The organism is Pseudomonas sp. GW456-L13, assembly GCF_017350115.1.
Classification (GTDB): domain Bacteria; phylum Pseudomonadota; class Gammaproteobacteria; order Pseudomonadales; family Pseudomonadaceae; genus Aquipseudomonas; species Aquipseudomonas jessenii.
In genome coordinates, this window is sequence record NZ_JACNAS010000001.1 from 806501 (window position 1) to 825185 (window position 18685).

The window sequence follows — 18685 nt, forward strand, 5'->3', positions numbered from 1 at the left end:
TTTATGAAAAAAGTACATGTCATTGATTCCCACACCGGCGGCGAGCCGACTCGCCTGGTGATGTCGGGCCTGCCCCAGTTGCCCGGCCGGACCATGGCCGAGAAGCGCGATGCCCTGCGCGAGCAGCATGACCAATGGCGTCGCGCCTGCCTGCTGGAGCCCCGTGGCAACGATGTGCTGGTGGGGGCGCTGTATTGCGAACCGGTGTCGCCGGATGCCACTTGCGGCGTGATCTTCTTCAACAACGCCGGCTACCTCGGCATGTGCGGTCACGGCACCATCGGCCTGGTCAACTCGCTGCATTACCTGGGGCAAATCCAGCCCGGCGAGCACAAGATCGATACGCCGGTCGGCCCCGTCAGCGCCACGCTGCATGAGGACGGCAACGTCACCCTGCGCAACGTGCCCGCCTACCGCTACCGTCAACAGGTGCCGGTCGAAGTGCCCGGACATGGCCGCGTGTACGGCGACATCGCCTGGGGCGGCAACTGGTTTTTCCTGGTGTCCGATCACGGTCAGGCCTTGCAGATGGACAACGTCGAGTTCCTCACCGAGTACACCTGGGCAATGCTCAAGGCCCTCGAGGCCCAGGGCATCCACGGTGAAGACGGCGCGCTGATCGACCACATCGAACTGTTTGCCGACGACGATCACGCCGACAGCCGCAACTTTGTCATGTGCCCGGGCAAGGCCTACGACCGCTCGCCCTGCGGGACCGGTACCAGCGCAAAACTGGCGTGCCTGGCGGCCGACGGGAAGCTGGCCGCCGGTGAACGCTGGGTCCAGGCCAGCATCACCGCCAGCCAATTTGTCGGCAGCTACGAATGGGAAGGCGCACACATCATCCCTTTCATCACCGGCCGCGCCTACATGACCGCCGACAGCACCTTGCTGATCGACGAACAGGACCCCTTTGCGTGGGGCATTTGAGCCCCACGCCTTTTCCCTGACCAAATCTGAATGAACGCCTCAAGGAGTGACAACACAATGAGCGACAACATTTTCACTGGCTGCATCCCTGCACTGATGACCCCATGCACCGCCGAGCGCAAGCCGGACTTCGACGCGCTGGTGGCCAAGGGTCGCGAGCTGATCGACATTGGCATGAGCGCCGTGGTGTATTGCGGTTCCATGGGCGACTGGCCGCTGCTGACCGAAGCCGAGCGTCAGGAAGGCGTGGCGCGCCTGGTGGCCGCCGGTGTTCCGACCATCGTCGGCACCGGTGCCGTCAACAGCCGCGAAGCGGTGTCCCATGCGGCACACGCGGCCAAAGTCGGTGCCCATGGCTTGATGGTCATCCCTCGCGTGCTGTCTCGCGGCGCTTCGGCCACCGCGCAAAAAGCCCACTTCGCCGCGATCCTAAAAGCCGCTCCAGGCCTGCCGGCGGTGATCTACAACAGCCCTTACTACGGCTTCGCCACCCGCGCCGACCTGTTCTTCGAACTGCGCCGCGAGTACCCGAACCTGATCGGCTTTAAGGAGTTCGGCGGTGCCGCCGACCTGCGCTACGCCGCCGAACACATCACCTCCAAGGACGATGACGTGACCCTGATGGTCGGTGTCGACACCCAGGTGGTCCATGGCTTCGTCAACTGCAACGCCACCGGCGCCATCACCGGCATCGGCAACGCGCTGCCGCGCGAAGTGTTGCGCCTGGTGGCCTTGAGCAAACAAGCGGCCAAGGGCGATGCCAAGGCGCGTCGTCAGGCGCGGGAACTGGAATCGGCACTGGCGGTGCTGTCGTCCTTCGATGAGGGTTGCGACCTGGTGCTCTACTACAAGCACCTGATGGTGCTCAATGGCGACAAGGAATACACCCTGCACTTCAACGAGACCGATGCGCTCAGCGATGCCCAGCGTCGTTATGCCGAGAACCAATACGCGCTGTTCCGCCAGTGGTACGAGCAGTGGTCGGCCGAACAGAACTTCGCCTGACATTCAGCCTGTACAGCGGCGTGCCAAGGTGCGCCGCCTTTATTTTCGCCCACGGCGGTACGGCGTTTTTTTTCGCAACGCCCCCCTCTTTGTTTCAGGAAAGACCATGACTCTGACAGGCAACATGTTGATCGGCCAGCAGGCCATCGCCGGCAACCGCGAAGCGATCCGCGGCATCGATCCCGCCACTGATCTCCCCCTTGAACCGGCCTATCACGGTGGCAGCGGCGAACACGTCGAACAGGCCTGCGCCCTGGCGTGGAGTGCCCTGGACAGCTACCGCGCGACGTCCCTGGAGGCCCGCGCCGAATTCCTCGAAACCATCGCCAGCGAAATCGAAGCCCTGGGCGATGAATTGATCGACCGCGCCGTGGCCGAGACCGGCCTGCCACGCCCGCGTATCCAGGGTGAACGGGGCCGCACTTGCCAGCAGCTGCGCACCTTTGCCCTCACCGTGCGTGCCGGTGAGTGGCTGGATGTACGGGTCGACAGCGCGCTGCCGGAGCGTCAGCCCCTGCCCCGCCCGGACCTGCGTCAGCGTCAGGTGCCGCTCGGCCCGGTGGCGGTGTTCGGCGCCAGTAACTTTCCCCTGGCCTTCTCCGTCGCCGGCGGTGACACCGCGTCGGCGCTGGCCGCCGGTTGCCCGGTGATCGTCAAGGCCCATGGCGCGCACCCCGGCACCAGCGAGTTGGTGGGCAGAGCCCTGGCCCGTGCGGTCAAACTGTGCGGGCTGCACGAAGGCGTGTTTTCGCTGTTGTTCGGCTCCGGCCGCGAAGTGGGCATCGCCCTGGTCACCGATCCGCGCATCAAGGCCGTGGGTTTCACCGGCTCGCGCAGCGGTGGCATCGCCTTGTGCAACGCGGCCCAGGCGCGTCCCGAGCCGATCCCGGTGTATGCGGAAATGAGCTCGATCAACCCGGTCTTGCTGTTCCCGGCAGCCCTGCAATCGCGAGCCGAAGCTCTGGCGCAAGGCTTCGTCGCCTCCCTCACCCAAGGCGCCGGCCAGTTCTGCACCAACCCAGGTCTGGTGATTGCCCGCCAGGGCCCAGACCTAGAGCGTTTCATCCAGTCGGCCGCGCAACTGCTACAGCGCAGCCCGGCGCAGACCATGCTCACCCCCGGCATTTTCAAGGCCTACGAGGCCGGCGTCGGCGCGCTGGCCGAGCATGCCCACGCGGAAACAGTGGCCGTCGGCTTGAAGGGCGAAACCCCGAACCAGTGCCAGGCCCACCTGTTCGTCACCCAGGCCAGTGAGTTTCTCGCCGACCCGGCGTTGCAGGCGGAAATGTTCGGCGCCGCGTCGCTGATCGTGCAATGCGCCAGCGACGAGCAAATCCGCCAGGTCATCGAACACCTGGAAGGCCAGTTGACCGCCACCCTGCACCTGGACGATGCCGACGTGGAGAGCGCCAGGGCGTTGCTGCCGATCCTCGAGCGCAAGGCCGGACGCCTGTTGGTCAATGGCTGGCCGACCGGGGTCGAGGTGTGCGATGCCATGGTCCATGGCGGCCCGTTCCCGGCGACGTCCGATGCGCGCACCACCTCGGTCGGCACCGCCGCCATCCTGCGTTTCCTGCGTCCGGTCTGCTATCAGGACTTCCCGGACGCCTTGTTGCCGGCCGCGCTCAAGCACGGTAACCCATTGCAGTTGCGTCGCCTGCTCGACGGCCAGAGAGAAGCCTAGGCCATGTCCAACGACTCCCTTTTCAACAGCCCCAATGCAGTGGCGGACGTTGCCGTGATCGGCGCCGGGATCATCGGCGTCGCCTGCGCCCTGCGCCTGGCGCGCCAGGGCAGGCGGGTGGTGGTCATCGATCAGCAGGAGCCCGGTCGTGGCGCCTCGTTCGGCAATGCCGGGCACCTGGCCACCGAGCAGGTGTTCCCCATCGCCGACCTGTCGATCCTCAAACGCCTGCCCGCCATGCTCATGGACCCGATGGGCCCGCTGCGCCTGGACTGGAAATACATGCCCCGGGCCCTGCCCTGGTTCGCACGCCTGTTGCTCAACCTGCGACCGGCGCCGTTCCAGCGCACCGTGGCCGGCATCCGCGCGCTCAATGAAAGCAGCCTGGGGGCCTGGCACCGGTTGCTGGAGACCATCGAACGTCCCCAGTTGCTGAAGGAAGACGGCTCGTTGCTGGTGTTCGAGCGCGCCGACTCGCAACAGGCCATCGAAGCGCTACAGGCGCGCATGCGCCAGCAACAAGTGCCGGTGGATTACTGGCGGGCCAAGGCGGTACGCGATGCGGCGCCGCAACTCAGCGAGCAGCTCCGGGGCGGATTGTTCTTCCCGCGCACCGGGCATTTTCTCGATCCCTTCCAGGTGGTCGGCGAACTGGTGCACGCGGCCAAAAGCAGTGGCGTGCAGTTCCTCAAGCAGCGGGTCGAGGGTGGGCAATTGAATGAAAGCGGCGTGTCGTTGATCACCGATCAAGGACGCGTCAGCAGTCGACACGTGCTGGTTGCCTGTGGCGCCCATTCCGCCAAACTCACCGCTGCATTGACCGGCAAGAAGGTGCCGCTGGACACCGAGCGCGGCTATCACCTGATGCTGCCCCACGAGCACGAACGCTTGCCGTTCGCCGTCACTTCACTGGAGCGCAAGTTCATCATGACGCCGATGGCTGACGGGCTACGCCTGGCCGGCACCGTCGAGTTCGCCGGTCTCGACTGCCCACCGACCATGGAACGCGCCTGGCAGTTGCACCGCCTGAGCAAAGGCCTGTTCAAACGCGACCTGAGTGCTGAAGCCGCCACGCCGTGGATGGGTTTCCGGCCGTCCTTGCCCGACTCCCTGCCGATCATCGATCGGGTGTGCGACGGCAAGGTCCTGCTTGCCTTCGGTCATCAGCATCTGGGGTTGACCCAGGCGGCGGTCACAGCGGAAATGATCGCGCAAATGGCCTCGCCCTTGACTGGAGCCCTGCCCTACAGCCTGCCGGCGACTGCGCCGTACAGGCTGGATCGTTTCTGAATGAACCCACCGAAAACCTTCTGATCAGGACGCTAGCGCACCTCGATCAGAAGGTCTTGCTGGCGCTGACCACAACGGTGGCGGTGCACACGTCGCCATAGCCGTAGTAGCTAGTGCACTCGTGCGCGGAAAGATCGGTGTCGATGTAGGCCACCGCCCAGTCGACGCCCACGGCGCTATGGGTCAGCCGAGCCTCCCACTCGTGATAGTCGCCGCGGGCATCGCCGTTACCGGCAATGAACACGTCATCCTTGAAATCGAATCGGCCATAGCGCACCTCCAGTCCCGTGTCCGCCGGTAGCGCGTAGCTGTAGCCCAGCCAGGTGTAGAGGGTGTCCTGGTCCTTGCCCACGAAAGTCTGCAAATCGTTGGAGTAGTAACTGGCGAACTTGAAGCCATAGGCTTTGACGATGGCGTAGACCTCGCTCTGGTTGAAGTCCGATTGCCTGGCGTAGGTGTACTTGAGGTAGCCCAGGTCGAGACTGACGTCATCGGTGATCTGCTTGAAGAAGCCCGCGTAGAAATCCTGCTCCAACCGGGTTTTATAGTTCAGGCCGAAATCGACATTGGAGGTCCAGACCCCGGCGTAGGCGCCGCTGCTGTGCAGCAGTGTGGCGTCCAGTTGCGCCGCCGGGTCGCCCAGAGTCAGCGACAAGCCACGGCTGCGGTAGTCGCTGACCACCGCCGGTTTGAGCATCAGTTGAAAGTCATCGTTCAGCGTAATGGCGTGGGCGGCCAGCGGCAAAAAAGTGCAGGCGACAAACAGGGTCAATGCAGGGCGATGCATGTTTCAGGTCCTTTCTTATTATTGAGTTGGCAAGGCTTCGCCCTCCCCTTGCCGACTGGGCAAAGGGTGGGCGAACAGAGGGGAGTTACGGGCGGCTGTAGACTTCGCGGCCGGCGAAGTAAGTCTTGAGCACTTGGGTGTCGGCCAGTTGCGTTTCCGGCGCACTGAACACATCGCGATCGACAACGATCATGTCGGCTTGCTTGCCAGGGGTCAGCGTACCGATCTGCTGCTCCAGGCCAATGGTTTTCGCGGCGTTGCGGGTGTAGGCGTTGAACATGGTTTCGCGGTCGATGGCTTCTGCCTGGTTCAGCACACCCTTGGGGCCTTTACGGCTGATGGCTTGCCCGATCGCTTTCCACGGATCCGGTGTCGACACCGGCCAGTCGCTGGCCCCGGAAATGGTCGCGCCGTTCTTGAGCAACGAACGCGCCGGGTACATGAACTGAAATTGCATGGCATTGATGTAAGGCTGCAGCAAGTCGATGCTCAGCTCGTCTGCCGATGCCCAGTAAAGCTGCATCGATGCGATGACGTTGAGCGGCTTGAACCGGGTGAATTCCTTGGGGTTGACCATCTGCAAGTGGGTGATGGAGTGGACCACTTTGTTGTGCCCTTCGCGACGCGCCTGCTCGATGCCATTGAGGGATTCACGCACCGCACGATCACCGATGGCATGCACATGCACCAGCCAGCCGCGGGCATCGGCGGCCCCCACCAATTCGCCGAAGTGCGCCGGGTCGATCAGCAATTCGCCGCCCTTGAGCGAGTTCTTGTAGGGCGACAACAACGATGCGGTTTGTGCCGGAAACTCGGCGACGCCATCGGCAAACACCTTGATGCCCGGCAGGCTGAGATTGTCGACGTCGGCGAACTGTTGGCGGACCTGCTCCATGACCTCTAGGTCGGCGGGTTTGCTCTTGGGGTTTACGACCATCAAGGCCGCCACGTGCATACGCAGTTCGCCCTTGTCCGCCAACGCCTTGTAGGCCGGCAGCACCCCGACATTTTTCACCGTGGGCTTGAAGTCGAACAACGCATCCCCGGGCACCGCGTTGGCCGCCGGGTCCATCAGGGCCGTCACGCCCAGGCTGTGGTAAAGATCGCGGGCCGCTTGCGCCGCGCCGATCAATTGCTCAAGGCTGGCGGGCGGCAGCTGCGACATCACCGCCGACAGACCGGCATCGGCGACGAAACCATTGGGAGTGTTGTCGTCATGGTGGCCGATGGTCGCCACCGCTTCGCCAGTGAGTGCCTTGACCCGCTCGGCATCGATACCGGCGCGTTTGAGCAGGGCCTTGTTGGCCCAACCGGTGTGGTAATCCCAACCGACGAACAATATCGGCGTGCCCGCCCACTCGCCCTGGTTGAAGCGCTTTTCAAACTCCGCCACCTGGCTCCAGTAGGTCGAGGGTGTTCCACCGACGACCAGGATGTCGCCATGCCGTGCCTTGCCGTTGTCGCGCCACTCGCGCAAGCGCTGCTCCAGTTCGTCGAACGGCAGCATTTGTGTCTCAAGGTCGGCGGACTTGAGCTTCATCCCACCAAACACCGCGTGGCTGTGGGTGTCAATAAGGCCGGGCATCAACACCTTGCCCTGCAAGTCGATGACTTGCGTGCCGGGGTCCTTGAGGGCCAGCACCTCGGCGTCGCTGCCGACCTTGACGACTTTTCCGTCCTCCACGGCCACTGCCTGTTGCAGGGCCTTGCCTTGCTCGGCGGTAAAGACTTTGCCGTTATGCAAAATCAGATCGGCGGCCGCCATGCTTTCCATAGAGGAAAGACCAATAGCCATGGCCAATGCCGACTGGAGTATTCGCTTCATCGTCCCGCACCTTTTCTTGTAAGAATGCCGAGAGACTAGCGAACCGGGCGGCAGTAAAGAATACTCGGCCCACGCAACACATACTTTCCAAACAGGAAACACTGCATGGACCAACTCAGCGCCATCGCGATGTTTGTCGAAACCGCCGACCAGGGCAGTTTCACCCGCGCCGCCTCGCAATTGGGCAAGACCACCTCGGCCCTGACCCGGGCCATCACCCACCTGGAGGAGGAATTGGGCACGCGCCTGTTCGAGCGTTCCACGCGACGCATCGCGCTGACCGAGGCCGGGGAGATTTTCCTCGCCAGTTCGCGGCAAGTGCTCACGCAACTGCAGCAAGCCCGAGAGGACATCGACCAGTTGCAGCGGGAAATGTATGGCCTGCTGCGCGTGACCGCCCCACCCTCCTTCGCACCGGCCTTTCTCAATGCGGTGTGCTGTCGATTTCTCGAGCGCTACCCGCAGATGCGCCTGGACGTGGTGCTGAGCGATGAGTTCGTCGACCTGGTCGAAGGCCGGTTCGACCTGGCGGTGCGAGACGGCCCGGTGGAACTGCCCGACCTGATCACCCGCCCACTGACCGCCAACCGCATCCTCTTGTGCGCCAGCCCCCGCTACTTGCAACGCAACCCGCTGGAGGTTCAACCCCACACGTTCAATCAACATGATTGGCTGCTGTTTCGTCATCCCGCCCTCAACCCGCATTACTGGTGGTTGGAGCACGAAGGCGAACGCAAACGAATCCCCCAGCCGATACCCCGGCTGAGCAGCGACAACTATGACTTCCTGTTCGGCGCCCTGCTGGCCGGCCGGGGTTTGCAGTTCTGCCCGCAGTGGAGCGCCGCGCCCTACCTCAGGCGCGGCGAACTGGTGCAACTGCTACCGGACGCTGACCTCGACCCTGAGCAGTTTGGCCGGAAAATCCATGTGATTTACCCGGCGCACCGACGCCACACGCGCAAGCATCAGGCGTTCATCGAGTGCCTGAACGAGTACCTGGACGAGCAGGCGTTGCATTGAGGCGGGCATCCGGCCAGTCAAACCGTGCTTTGGTCATTGCAAGGGCGAGAACGTTGCAGGCAGGTAGATCGTCGAGCGCATGTCGCGCAGTTGCGGGCCGGAGTTTTCCGGCGGCCAGACGCCGTCGGCGACCGCTTGGGTGCGTACTTGCAGGCGCTGTTCCAAAGTGGTCCATGGCCAGATGTGCAGATAGCGCGGCAGCGCGCCGTCGGTGGCGTAGAACGCTGCGTACACCGGCGAATACTGTTCGGCGGTTCGCGCTTCGATGGCTTTGCTCCAGCCGTCGAGGGTGGGTTGCAAGCCGCTGCTGACCAGGTCGTAGACGCGCAGTTCATAGAACGGACCGTGCTGACCGGCGCTCAAGGGTTCGAGAAAGGGGAACAGCGTGTAGTTTTCGATGCGCAGATCGGTGATGAACTCGTTGATGCCAAACGCCCCACCCCCCAGCAGGAAACGCTCGCGCTCGGCTTGCCTCAGGTTTTCGTCCTCATAGCCACGCAGCACGGCAATCTGGTTCAACTGACCGATCTCCGAAGCCCAGCAGCCTATCAACGTGCCGCCAACTTTCGGGTCGTCCAGCGCCGCCTCGATCTGCGCCAACGCTTGCGCAACCGTGCGCACCCGCACGGTAAAAGTGATCAGTTCAAACAAACGCATAACAACTCCGCCCACCGGTTTGCCAAAACCACACAGCCTAGGGCAGCCCCCACCAGCGGGATATTGAGACGAACCCCATAGGCAAAGGTATTTGCCGCAGTGTTCTAGGTAGTTTCTTTACGTTGAGCAGCGCCCGGTAATTCACAGATCGTGTTCAATGCCTTCACTTAATGGCGCTTGATGCAGGAATGGCGACGAATATGCTGTGGGTACATTTCCGTGATCTCGCATGACAACAAGAGCCCACTCCATGCACAGCCCCAGAACGCTCTACCAAAAACACATCGACAGCCACACCGTATGCGCCCTCGACGATCAGGGCCACGTGCTTTTGTACATCGACCGCCAGGTCGCCAACGAATACACCAGCCCGCAAGCCTTCAGTGGCATGCGCGAAGCCGGTCGCAAAGCCTGGCGCCCGGGCGCGACCCTGGCGGTCGTCGACCACGTCAATCCCACGGTACCGACACGCACTGCCGCCATGCCGGACGCTGGCGGCGCTCGTCAGGTGTCTTACTTCGAAGAAAACTGCCGCGACTTCGGTATCGAACTGTTCGACGTGCTGGACAAGCGCCAGGGCATCGAGCACGTCGTGGCCCCCGAACAAGGCTTTATCCTGCCCGGCATGGTCGTTGCCGCCGGCGACAGCCACACCACTACCTACGGTGCCCTCGGTGCCTTCGGTTTCGGCATTGGCACTTCGGAAATCGAACACCTGCTGGCCTCGCAAACCTTGGTCTACAAGCGCCTGAAGACAATGCGCGTGACGGTTAACGGTGTACTCGGTACGGGCGTGACGTCCAAGGACATCATCATGGCCCTGATCGAAAAAATCGGCGCTTCCGGTGCCACCGGCTATGCCATCGAGTTCGCCGGCCCGGCGATCAGCGACCTCAGCGTCGAAGCGCGCATGACCATCTGCAACATGGCCGTCGAAGCGGGCGCCCGAGGCGCGTTCATGGCCCCGGATGACAAGGTCTTTGCTTATCTGCAACACAAACCCCGTGCCCCCCAAGGCCAACTGTGGGAACAGGCCGTCGCAAAATGGCGCGGCCTGCACAGCGACGAAGGTGCGGTGTTCGATCGCGAAGTCACCCTGGATGTCGCGGCGCTCGAACCCATGGTCACCTGGGGCACCAGCCCCGATCAGGCCGCATCGGTGGGCGGGCATGTGCCGGACCCGGCCGCGCAACCTGACTTGATCCTGCGTCAGGGCATGCAACGCGCTCTGAACTACATGGGCCTGACACCGGGCATGCCGCTCAGCGACGTGGTGATCAGCCACGCCTTCATCGGCTCATGCACCAACGCGCGCATCGAAGACCTGCGCGACGTCGCCCGCGTCGTGCGCGGCAAACGGGTGGCGTCGCACGTGCGGGCGATGATCGTGCCCGGTTCGACCCTGGTACGTCATCAGGCCGAAGACGAAGGACTGGCGCAGATCTTCCTCGACGCCGGGTTTGAATGGCGCCAGTCGGGTTGCTCGATGTGCCTGGCCATGAATGACGACGTGCTCGCCCCCGGTGATCGCTGCGCCTCAAGCACCAACCGCAACTTCGAAGGCCGCCAAGGCGCCGGTGCGCGCACCCATTTGATGAGCCCGGCCATGGTCGCCGCCGCAGCGATTACCGGGCACCTGACCGACGTGCGCACCTTCGCGCTGGAGGCTTGAACCATGCAACCTTTCGATTTCGTCAGCGGCAGCGCCGCCCCGCTCCTGGCCTCCAACATCGACACCGACGTGATCATGCCCAAGCAGTTCCTCAAAGGGATTGATCGCAAGGGGCTGGACAAGGGTCTGTTCTTTGACTTGAGGTTCCTTGAGTCCGGCGAACCCAATCCCGGGTTCATCCTCAACCAGCCGGCCTGGAACGACGCTGCGTTCCTGGTGGTGGGTCCCAATTTCGGCTGTGGTTCGAGCCGCGAACATGCGGTCTGGGGGCTGAAACAGGTCGGCATACGCGCCCTGATCGGCACCAGCTTCGCCGGTATTTTCTACGACAATTGCCAACGCAATGGCGTGTTGGCGATCCAGCTGACCGAGGTTCAACTCAATCAGATTGCCGCGTTGACCAGCAACCCGGCAACGGCTCGAATCAGCGTCAATCTGCCGGAACAAACCATCGAACTGGCAGACGGCAACGTGATCCCGTTCGGGATCGATGAACTGCGCAAGCAATCATTGCTGCTGGGGCTGGATGCCGTTGGCACCACGTTGCAACGCGCCGAACAGATTCGCAGCTTCGAGGCCCGGCATCTGGCGGAAAATCCCTGGTTGGGCTGATGCAAAACCCCGGCGGCGGATCTAATGCTCTGTAGGAGCGAGCTCGCTCGCGATGGACTCAACGGCACCGCGTTTAACCAGTAAACACGCGTTATCGTTAACGACCATCGCGAGCGAGCTCGCTCCTACAAAAATGCAGATGCCGGTGGTTCATTCAACCGAAAGATGACGAAAGTATTCCTCGAGAAACTCCACGCAAACCCGCAGCTTGGCCGACTGGCTCAACCGCGTCGGGTACACCGCCCAGACGTTGGCGCTCTGGGTGTAATCGTGCAGCACCTGCACCAGTCGCCCCTGCTCCAGCATCGGCTTCACATCCCACATCGAGCGCAACAGGATCCCGCCGCCACTCAGGGCCCACTGCAACACGATCTCACCGTTGTTGGACGATAACGGCCCGCTGACGCGTACCGATTCTTCCTGCCCGTCCTTCGTCAGGCTCCACACGCCGAACGCGTTGTTGCGTTCCTTGAGCACCAGGCAATCGTGGTCTTTCAAGTCCGCCAGCGATTGCGGCACACCCCTGCGCTCCAGGTATTCGGGCGTCGCACACAGCACCCGCCGGTTGCTCACCAGTTTGCGTCCCAGGTGCTGGCCCGGCAGGTCATCACCCACGCGGATTTCCAGATCGAAGCCCTCGCCGACGATGTCGACCACGCGATCAAACACGTCCAGGCGCAATTCAAGCCTGGGATAGGTTTGCGACAGCTCGCAGATCGCCGGTGCCACATGGTTGCGCCCGAAACCGAAGCTGCTGCAGATGTGCAGCGAACCCATCGGCTGTTGCCGCGCCTGTGATATTTCGCCGACGAAGTCATCGAAGTCACCGAGCAACTTCTCCGCCCACACCCGCACCCGCTCGCCGTCGTCAGTCAGCGCGATGCGCCGTGTGGTGCGGTGCAGCAGCCGAGTCGAGAGCGTGGTTTCCAGCACGGAGATGCGTTTGCTGATGTAGGCCGGTGAATACCCCAGCTCCTCGGCGGCGCTGGCGAAGCCGTTTTTTCGAACGACGGTGAGGAACACCTTGAGGTCTTCAGGCAAGGGAAATTGATCACGATTCGTGTTCATACGCCTCATACTTTCGCTGTTTATTGCGTTATTAGCGAAGGATACCATCGATCTACCGAGTGGCAATCCATCCCCGGCCAACCGTGGTTTCTGAATCCTCGATAAAAACAACATGAGGAAAGCGCGACATGAACAAGCCCTATGAACAATCCCTGAAAATCGAAACCGCCTCCGACGGCGGATTTGTGCAACGCCTGCGCAGCCTGTGCGCCTACGAAATCGGCGTCATCCCGCTGCCGATCTTTCTCGGCATCGCGGTCATCGTTTATCTCTCGGCCCATCTGGGCTTCCTGCCCAAGAACATGATCGGCGGGCTCGCCGTCATCATGACCATGGGCGTGTTTTTCGGCCAAATGGGCTCGCGCCTGCCGATCCTCAAGGAAATCGGCGGCGGTGCCATCCTGTGCCTGATGCTGCCATCGATCCTGGTGTTCTACGGCTTCTTCGGACCGGCGACGATCGACGCCACCAAAATGCTGATGAAAGAAGCCAACTTCCTTTACTTCGTGATCGCCAGCCTGGTGGTCGGCAGCATTCTGGGCATGAGCCGTTTCATTCTGGTCCAGGGCATGCTGCGGATGTTCATTCCCTTGCTCGTCGGCACCCTGGCCGCCGTTGCCAGCGGGTTGATCGTTGGCAAGTTGGTCGGCTACAGCTTCCACCACACGTTCTTTTTCATCATCGTGCCGATCATTGGCGGCGGGATCGGCGAAGGGATACTGCCCCTGTCGCTGGCCTACTCGGCAATCCTCGGCGGCACGCCGGATATCTACGTGGCTCAACTGGCGCCCGCCGCCGTGGTCGGCAACATCGTGGCGATCATCTGTGCCGGTTACCTGGCGCGCCTGGCCCTCAAGCGCCCGACCATCAATGGCGAAGGCTCGCTGATTCGCGCCAAGGACGAGAATGACCAATTCCTGGTCAAGGAAGACACAGGCACTATTGTCGACTTCCGCGTCATGGGTGCAGGGGTGCTGGTAATCTGCGCGTTCTTCGTCCTCGGCGGCCTGCTGGAAAAAGTCGTGGGCATTCCCGGCCCGGTGATGATGATCCTCGCGGCGGTGCTGTTTAAGTACCTTCGGGTGCTGCCGGAAAAACTCGAGAAAGGCGCCAACAGCTTTTACAAACTGGTGTCATCGGCGTTCATCTGGCCGGTGATGATCGGCCTGGGCATGCTCTACGTGCCGCTGGACAGTGTGGTGAAAGTGTTCTCGGTCGGCTACGTGCTGGTATGCGTCTCGGTGGTGGTGTCGATGACCGTAGCCGGCTTCTTCATCGGCAACCTGATGAAGATGTACCCCATCGAATCGGCCATCGTGACCTGCTGTCACAGCGGCCTGGGCGGCACCGGAGACGTGGCGATCCTGTCGGCTTCCAACCGCATGTCGCTGATGCCGTTCGCGCAGATCTCCACGCGCATTGGCGGTGCCTCGACGGTGATTCTGGCGACGATACTGTTGCGGCTTTTTGTTTGACGCGGTGCCGGTGACCCAAGGGTGTTCTCTTGTGCAAGAGAACACCCTTTCCATCACTTGAAAAAATCGCTCGGCGTCTTGCCGAACTGCTTCTTGAACATGGTCGTGAATGCGCTTGGGCTGTCGTATCCCAGCTCCCCGGCGATGTCGATGATCTTCTCCCCGACGGCTATCCGTTCCAGCGCCAACAGCAGTCGCGCTTGCTGGCGCCATTGGCCGAAAGTCATGCCGGTTTCCTTGCGAAACCTGCGCTGGATGGTTTTGGCGTCGAGGCTCAACCGGGCACTCCAGTCCGACAACGTCGAGCCATCCCCAGGGTCACGCTGCAACGCACTACAAATCAGGTTGATACGTTGGTCGGCGGGCTGCGGCAGGTTCAATGGCAAGGTCGGCAGGATCGTCAGCTCATCCAGGATCAGCCGCAGCACCCGGGCTTCCCGCGAGTCCGGATTGCAGGCGAAATCGAAATCGACCGAGACCTTGATCAACTCACTCAGCAATGCGGAAACACTCACCGCCCGGGTTTCGGCAGGCAGATCCGGGCTCGCGTCAGGGTGCACGAAAACACTGCGCATCTTGATCGCCCCCACACAGCGAATCGAATGCACTTCACCGCTCGGCATCCAGATGCCACGGCTCGGCGGCACCGTCCATTGGCTGGTGGCGGCGTGCACCACCATTACGCCTTCGATGGCATAGATCAGTTGATGCTTTTCATGGGAGTGCGGCGGGATGAACCAGTTTTCCGGGTAGTCGGTCGCACTGCTGCGAACGCTCCAGCCGCCCTGGTCGATCTCCGCGAGAAATGTCTGCAATGGTTTGATCATGACGCCCTTTTTGCGATGGTCCACGCCCGAGTTGCGCGAGACGGGCGCCGTTGAGGCCCCTAGGATAACGCCGAACCCTGAAATTGGCTGCGCCTTGCGTTCGCAGTTCGCGTTTTTATCCGGAAACTCGCCTATGTCGACCACTACCCTGAGCTCCCCCTCACCCACCGCTTCGGTGGCCAGCCAGGCCAGCCCCCTGGTCATGCGCGTCATCGGCGCCTGTGCGCTGGCGCACCTGATCAACGACCTGATCCAGGCCGTGCTGCCGTCGATCTACCCGATGCTCAAGGCCAGTTATGGCCTGAGTTTCACCCAGGTCGGCCTGATCACCCTGACCTTCCAGCTCACCGCTTCGCTGCTGCAACTGTGGATCGGTTTCTACACCGACCGTCATCCCAAACCGTGGCTGTTGCCGGCCGGCATGGTCTGCACCCTGATCGGTATTCTCATGCTGTCGATGGTCGGCAGCTTCCCGGCCATTCTCGTGGCCTCGGCACTGGTGGGGGTTGGTTCGTCGACCTTTCACCCGGAGACCTCGCGGGTGGCGCGCCTGGCTTCGGGCGGTCGCTACGGCCTGGCGCAGTCGACCTTCCAGGTCGGTGGCAACGCCGGTAGCGCCTTCGGCCCATTGCTGGCCGCCGCGATCATCATTCCGTACGGCCAGGGCAACGTCGCCTGGTTCGGCCTGTTCGCGGTGTTTGCCATCCTCGTGCAGTACGGCCTGAGCCGCTGGTATCGCAATCACCTGAACCTGTTCAAGCTCAAGCAAGGCAGCAAGGCCACCCACGGCCTGTCGAAACGGCGGGTGACATTCGCCCTGGTGGTGCTGGCGCTGCTGGTGTTTTCCAAATACTTCTACATGGCCAGCTTCACCAGTTACTTCACCTTCTACCTGATCGAGAAGTTCGACCTGTCGGTGGCCAGTTCGCAGCTGTACCTGTTCCTGTTTCTTGGCGCCGTCGCGGCGGGCACGTTCTTTGGTGGCCCGATCGGCGACCGGATCGGCCGCAAGCAGGTGATCTGGTTTTCCATCCTCGGCGCCGCGCCCTTCACCCTCGCCCTGCCCTACGTCGACCTGTTCTGGACCGGCGTGCTGAGCATGATCATCGGCTTCATCCTCGCCTCGGCGTTCTCGGCCATCGTGGTCTTCGCCCAGGAACTGGTGCCCGGCAACGTCGGCATGATCGCCGGGGTGTTCTTCGGCCTGATGTTCGGCTTCGGCGGGATCGGTGCCGCGCTGCTGGGGCACCTGGCGGATATCCATGGCATCGAGTACGTGTACACCTTGTGTTCGTTCCTGCCGTTGCTGGGGATTCTGACGATCCTGTTGCCTTCGACCCGGAGTGCTCGCTAAAGGATTCAGCCGATCATTTTTGATACCTGCCCTGTAGCACTCGGTAACACCAAGCCCTGTTGCGGTGCGTCTTTGCCACGACGCACCGCCAACCGCCGCGCTTCACACGGGCAATACCGCCATGGCGTACTTTGTGCATCCACAGGCCATCCTCTTCTGCCTGTAGCCGCCATGCGCCCCAAGGAACTGAAACTCTGGACCACCGGTGTCGCCCACCTGCTCGACCTGCCTGCCGGGCATGGGCGGTTGTCGGGGCTGAGCCATTGGCTTCGGCAAATCTGCCCGGTCGATCATTTCGTGTTGTTTGTCTACGAAGGCAATCACCGGCCACTGGCGTTGTTCGATACGTTCTCTGCGGACAAGCGGGCGGTGTATGTCGACGACTATCAGTGCGGGCCTTACCTGCTCGATCCGTTCTACCTGGCTTGTACCCGTGGGCAGGCGCCGGGGCTGTGGCGTCTGCGCCAGTTCGCCCCCGACCACTTCTACCTCGGCGAGTACTTCCTGACCTATTACCAGCAAACCGGACTGGCCGAGGAAGTGGCGTTCTTCGTCGACCTCGGCGGTGGCGCCATGGCGGTGTTGTCGCTGATGCGATCCAGCGCCAGCTGTGCATTCAGCCGGGACGAAATGCAACTGGTCGAGTGCGCGCAAGCGGTGGTCGAGCAGGTCATCAATGAGGCCTGGCGCTTGCGTCAGGCTCAGGAACCGCGACCGGCGCAGGACCTGGACTTCAAGATCCGCGAAGCCTTCGACCAGTTCGGTGCGCACATCCTCACCGGACGCGAGCAGGAAATCGTTCAACTGTTGCTGCGCGGCCACTCCAGCGCCTCGGTGGCCGAACAACTGAACATCAGCCCCGGCACGGTGAAGATTCACCGCAAGAACATCTACGCCAAGCTGGGCATTGGCAGCCAGTCGGAGTTGCTGGGGTTGTTTATTCGGGAGCTGACGGAGGATCCGTTGCAGGCCCCCGGCCTCAAGCTGCAAGCCTGATCCCTGTCGGCTAGCAGCCCCCCCCTGTGGGAGCGAGCTTGCTCGCGATTGCGGCCTTACATTCAACATCCATGTGTCTGACACACCGCCATCGCGAGCAAGCTCGCTCCCACAATGGTCGGTGGTGTAAACAAAATTTGTATTCACCTCAAATCCCTGTAGGAGCGAGCCTGCTCGCGATGGTCGTTAACGAATACGCGTGATGACTGGCTGAACGCAGTGCTCTTGGGTCCATCGCGAGCGAGCTCGCTCCTACGACAATCCGCTTCTATCCCCCAAGGGATATATACACCGCAAAACCCCGATTGCTAGTTTGGCCCCCGACGCACTGATTCATCACTGCAAGGGAGCCCGTCTCGTGAACAACACCCCGCCAAGCGATATCGAATTCTGCAATGTGGTCAAACGCTATGGCGAGGTGCAGGCCGTCGGCGGTCTGAATTTCGCGGTGCGCCGTGGCTCGTTTCATTCCTTCCTCGGCGGCTCGGGCTGCGGCAAGACCACCACCCTGCGCATGATCGCCGGCTTCGAACAGCCCACCAGCGGCGAGGTCCGCTTGGCCGGCAAGAGCGTTGCCGGCGTGCCGGCCTTCGAGCGGCCGGTGAACATGGTATTCCAGCATTATGCGCTGTTCCCGCACCTGACCGTGGCGCAGAACATTGCCTATGGCCTGCGCTATCGCACCCCGCGCCCTGACAAAAAACAGCAACTGCGCATGGCCGACGAAGCGCTGGAGATGGTACGCCTGAGCGGCTTCGGTCAGCGCAAGCCGAGCGAGCTTTCAGGCGGCCAGCAACAGCGTGTCGCCCTCGCCCGCGCGCTGGTGAACAAGCCGACGGTGTTGCTGCTCGACGAACCACTGGCCGCGCTGGACCGCAAGCTGCGCAAGGAGATGCAATCGGAATTGCTGCGCTTGCAACGCGAGGTCGGCATCACCTTCGTGCTGGTCACCCACGACCAGGAAGAAGCCCTGTCGATGAGTGACAGCATCAGCGTGATGCACAACGGTTCGATCATCCAGACCGCCACTCCGGAACAACTCTATGAAGCCCCGGCCAGCCGCTACGTGGCGGATTTTATCGGTGAGTCCAATCTGTTCGACGGCACCGTGCGCCAGCTCAACGGCAACTCCGTGGTGCTGCGCACCGAGCAAGGGCTGGAACTGACCAGCCCCCTCACCCCCACCGGCAAAGCCCTGAGCGCCAACACCGCCGGTTGCATTGCGGTGCGCCCGGAGCTGATCAGCATCGCCGGGGCCAACGCCGAGATGACCCGGGAAGTGAAGCTGTCGGGCTGCGTCGAAGATCGCATTTACCTGGGCAATTCCACCGAGTACCGCGTGCGCACCCAGGCCTTTGGCGTGGTTTGCGTGCGGGTGCCGCGCCAGCAGGATCACGGCGCCAATGCATTCGAACACGGCGCGGCAGTGCGCGTCGGCTGGGATCACGCCAATGGCCTGGCCATGGCGTTGTAAATCATCGAT

General features: G+C 62.3%; 16 protein-coding genes. 11 read left to right on the forward strand and 5 right to left on the reverse strand.

Going from position 1 to position 18685, the window contains the following annotated elements:
• Positions 1-3 precede the first annotated feature (3 nt).
• The 4 genes from J4D25_RS03480 (at position 4) to J4D25_RS03495 (ending at position 4909) form a co-directional block, all read left to right on the forward strand.
• A complete protein-coding gene (locus J4D25_RS03480) occupies positions 4-930 on the forward strand; it encodes a 4-hydroxyproline epimerase (protein ID WP_057715247.1) in 927 nt (308 codons plus the stop codon).
• A gap of 57 nt (positions 931-987) precedes the next feature.
• Positions 988-1935, forward strand: a complete 948-nt coding sequence (locus J4D25_RS03485; RefSeq protein WP_057715248.1) for a dihydrodipicolinate synthase family protein — start codon at positions 988-990, stop codon at positions 1933-1935.
• 106 nt (positions 1936-2041) lie between these two features.
• Positions 2042-3619, forward strand: coding sequence for an aldehyde dehydrogenase (NADP(+)) (locus J4D25_RS03490; RefSeq protein WP_057715249.1), 1578 nt, complete (start codon positions 2042-2044; stop codon positions 3617-3619).
• 3 nt (positions 3620-3622) lie between these two features.
• Complete coding sequence (locus tag J4D25_RS03495) at positions 3623-4909, forward strand: FAD-dependent oxidoreductase (RefSeq protein WP_057715250.1); 1287 nt, start codon at positions 3623-3625, stop codon at positions 4907-4909.
• Between the two features lie 46 nt (positions 4910-4955).
• On the opposite strand, the gene J4D25_RS03500 is transcribed toward J4D25_RS03495, so the two are convergent.
• On the reverse strand, positions 4956-5696 hold the full coding sequence (locus tag J4D25_RS03500; protein ID WP_057715251.1) for a TorF family putative porin: 741 nt from the start codon (positions 5694-5696) through the stop codon (positions 4956-4958).
• Positions 5697-5781: 85 nt separating this feature from the next.
• Positions 5782-7521 (reverse strand): amidohydrolase, encoded by a 1740-nt coding sequence (locus J4D25_RS03505; RefSeq protein WP_057715252.1) that lies wholly within the window; start codon positions 7519-7521, stop codon positions 5782-5784.
• 105 nt (positions 7522-7626) lie between these two features.
• On the opposite strand from J4D25_RS03505, the gene J4D25_RS03510 reads away from it, so the two are divergent.
• Positions 7627-8541 carry a LysR family transcriptional regulator gene (locus J4D25_RS03510; RefSeq protein WP_057715253.1) on the forward strand — a complete coding sequence of 305 codons (915 nt, stop codon included), beginning with the start codon at positions 7627-7629 and terminating at the stop codon, positions 8539-8541.
• 33 nt (positions 8542-8574) lie between these two features.
• Here the strand turns inward: J4D25_RS03510 and J4D25_RS03515 are convergent, their stop codons facing one another.
• Positions 8575-9198 carry an NIPSNAP family protein gene (locus J4D25_RS03515; RefSeq protein ID WP_057715254.1) on the reverse strand — a complete coding sequence of 208 codons (624 nt, stop codon included), beginning with the start codon at positions 9196-9198 and terminating at the stop codon, positions 8575-8577.
• 250 nt (positions 9199-9448) lie between these two features.
• On the opposite strand from J4D25_RS03515, the gene leuC reads away from it, so the two are divergent.
• Positions 9449-10870, forward strand: a complete 1422-nt coding sequence (gene leuC, locus J4D25_RS03520; protein WP_057715255.1) for a 3-isopropylmalate dehydratase large subunit — start codon at positions 9449-9451, stop codon at positions 10868-10870.
• 3 nt (positions 10871-10873) lie between these two features.
• Positions 10874-11482, forward strand: coding sequence for a 3-isopropylmalate dehydratase small subunit (gene leuD / locus J4D25_RS03525; protein WP_057715256.1), 609 nt, complete (start codon positions 10874-10876; stop codon positions 11480-11482).
• A gap of 150 nt (positions 11483-11632) precedes the next feature.
• On the opposite strand, the gene J4D25_RS03530 is transcribed toward leuD, so the two are convergent.
• Complete coding sequence (locus J4D25_RS03530; RefSeq protein ID WP_057715257.1) at positions 11633-12550, reverse strand: LysR substrate-binding domain-containing protein; 918 nt, start codon at positions 12548-12550, stop codon at positions 11633-11635.
• Positions 12551-12678: 128 nt separating this feature from the next.
• On the opposite strand from J4D25_RS03530, the gene J4D25_RS03535 reads away from it, so the two are divergent.
• Positions 12679-14025, forward strand: a complete 1347-nt coding sequence (locus tag J4D25_RS03535; protein WP_057715258.1) for a 2-hydroxycarboxylate transporter family protein — start codon at positions 12679-12681, stop codon at positions 14023-14025.
• Positions 14026-14078: 53 nt separating this feature from the next.
• Here J4D25_RS03535 and J4D25_RS03540 read toward each other — a convergent pair whose 3' ends face one another.
• Positions 14079-14852 carry a helix-turn-helix domain-containing protein gene (locus J4D25_RS03540; RefSeq protein ID WP_057715259.1) on the reverse strand — a complete coding sequence of 258 codons (774 nt, stop codon included), beginning with the start codon at positions 14850-14852 and terminating at the stop codon, positions 14079-14081.
• A gap of 133 nt (positions 14853-14985) precedes the next feature.
• Between J4D25_RS03540 and J4D25_RS03545 the strand changes: the two genes are divergently transcribed.
• The 3 genes from J4D25_RS03545 to J4D25_RS03555 all read left to right on the forward strand — a co-directional run bounded on the left by J4D25_RS03545 (position 14986) and on the right by J4D25_RS03555 (position 18676).
• Positions 14986-16206, forward strand: coding sequence for an MFS transporter (locus J4D25_RS03545; RefSeq protein WP_057715260.1), 1221 nt, complete (start codon positions 14986-14988; stop codon positions 16204-16206).
• A gap of 171 nt (positions 16207-16377) precedes the next feature.
• Entirely contained in the window at positions 16378-17202 is an 825-nt protein-coding gene (locus tag J4D25_RS03550; RefSeq protein ID WP_057715261.1) for a response regulator transcription factor, read from the forward strand.
• 358 nt (positions 17203-17560) lie between these two features.
• Positions 17561-18676 (forward strand): ABC transporter ATP-binding protein, encoded by a 1116-nt coding sequence (locus tag J4D25_RS03555; RefSeq protein WP_057715262.1) that lies wholly within the window; start codon positions 17561-17563, stop codon positions 18674-18676.
• The last annotated feature ends 9 nt before the right edge of the window (positions 18677-18685 follow it).

Bases quoted from the DNA above. Each gene is read 5' to 3' on its own strand.
- J4D25_RS03495 (WP_057715250.1), top strand. From the start codon at position 3,623: ATGTCCAACGACTCCCTTTTCAACAGCCCCAATGCAGTGGCGGACGTT.
- J4D25_RS03505 (WP_057715252.1), bottom strand. From the start codon at position 7,521: ATGAAGCGAATACTCCAGTCGGCATTGGCCATGGCTATTGGTCTTTCC.
- J4D25_RS03485 (WP_057715248.1), top strand. From the start codon at position 988: ATGAGCGACAACATTTTCACTGGCTGCATCCCTGCACTGATGACCCCA.
- J4D25_RS03535 (WP_057715258.1), top strand. From the start codon at position 12,679: ATGAACAAGCCCTATGAACAATCCCTGAAAATCGAAACCGCCTCCGAC.
- J4D25_RS03510 (WP_057715253.1), top strand. From the start codon at position 7,627: ATGGACCAACTCAGCGCCATCGCGATGTTTGTCGAAACCGCCGACCAG.
- leuC (WP_057715255.1), top strand. From the start codon at position 9,449: ATGCACAGCCCCAGAACGCTCTACCAAAAACACATCGACAGCCACACC.
- J4D25_RS03530 (WP_057715257.1), bottom strand. From the start codon at position 12,550: ATGAACACGAATCGTGATCAATTTCCCTTGCCTGAAGACCTCAAGGTG.
- J4D25_RS03490 (WP_057715249.1), top strand. From the start codon at position 2,042: ATGACTCTGACAGGCAACATGTTGATCGGCCAGCAGGCCATCGCCGGC.
- J4D25_RS03480 (WP_057715247.1), top strand. From the start codon at position 4: ATGAAAAAAGTACATGTCATTGATTCCCACACCGGCGGCGAGCCGACT.
- leuD (WP_057715256.1), top strand. From the start codon at position 10,874: ATGCAACCTTTCGATTTCGTCAGCGGCAGCGCCGCCCCGCTCCTGGCC.
- J4D25_RS03515 (WP_057715254.1), bottom strand. From the start codon at position 9,198: ATGCGTTTGTTTGAACTGATCACTTTTACCGTGCGGGTGCGCACGGTT.
- J4D25_RS03540 (WP_057715259.1), bottom strand. From the start codon at position 14,852: ATGATCAAACCATTGCAGACATTTCTCGCGGAGATCGACCAGGGCGGC.
- J4D25_RS03500 (WP_057715251.1), bottom strand. From the start codon at position 5,696: ATGCATCGCCCTGCATTGACCCTGTTTGTCGCCTGCACTTTTTTGCCG.
- J4D25_RS03545 (WP_057715260.1), top strand. From the start codon at position 14,986: ATGTCGACCACTACCCTGAGCTCCCCCTCACCCACCGCTTCGGTGGCC.
- J4D25_RS03550 (WP_057715261.1), top strand. From the start codon at position 16,378: ATGCGCCCCAAGGAACTGAAACTCTGGACCACCGGTGTCGCCCACCTG.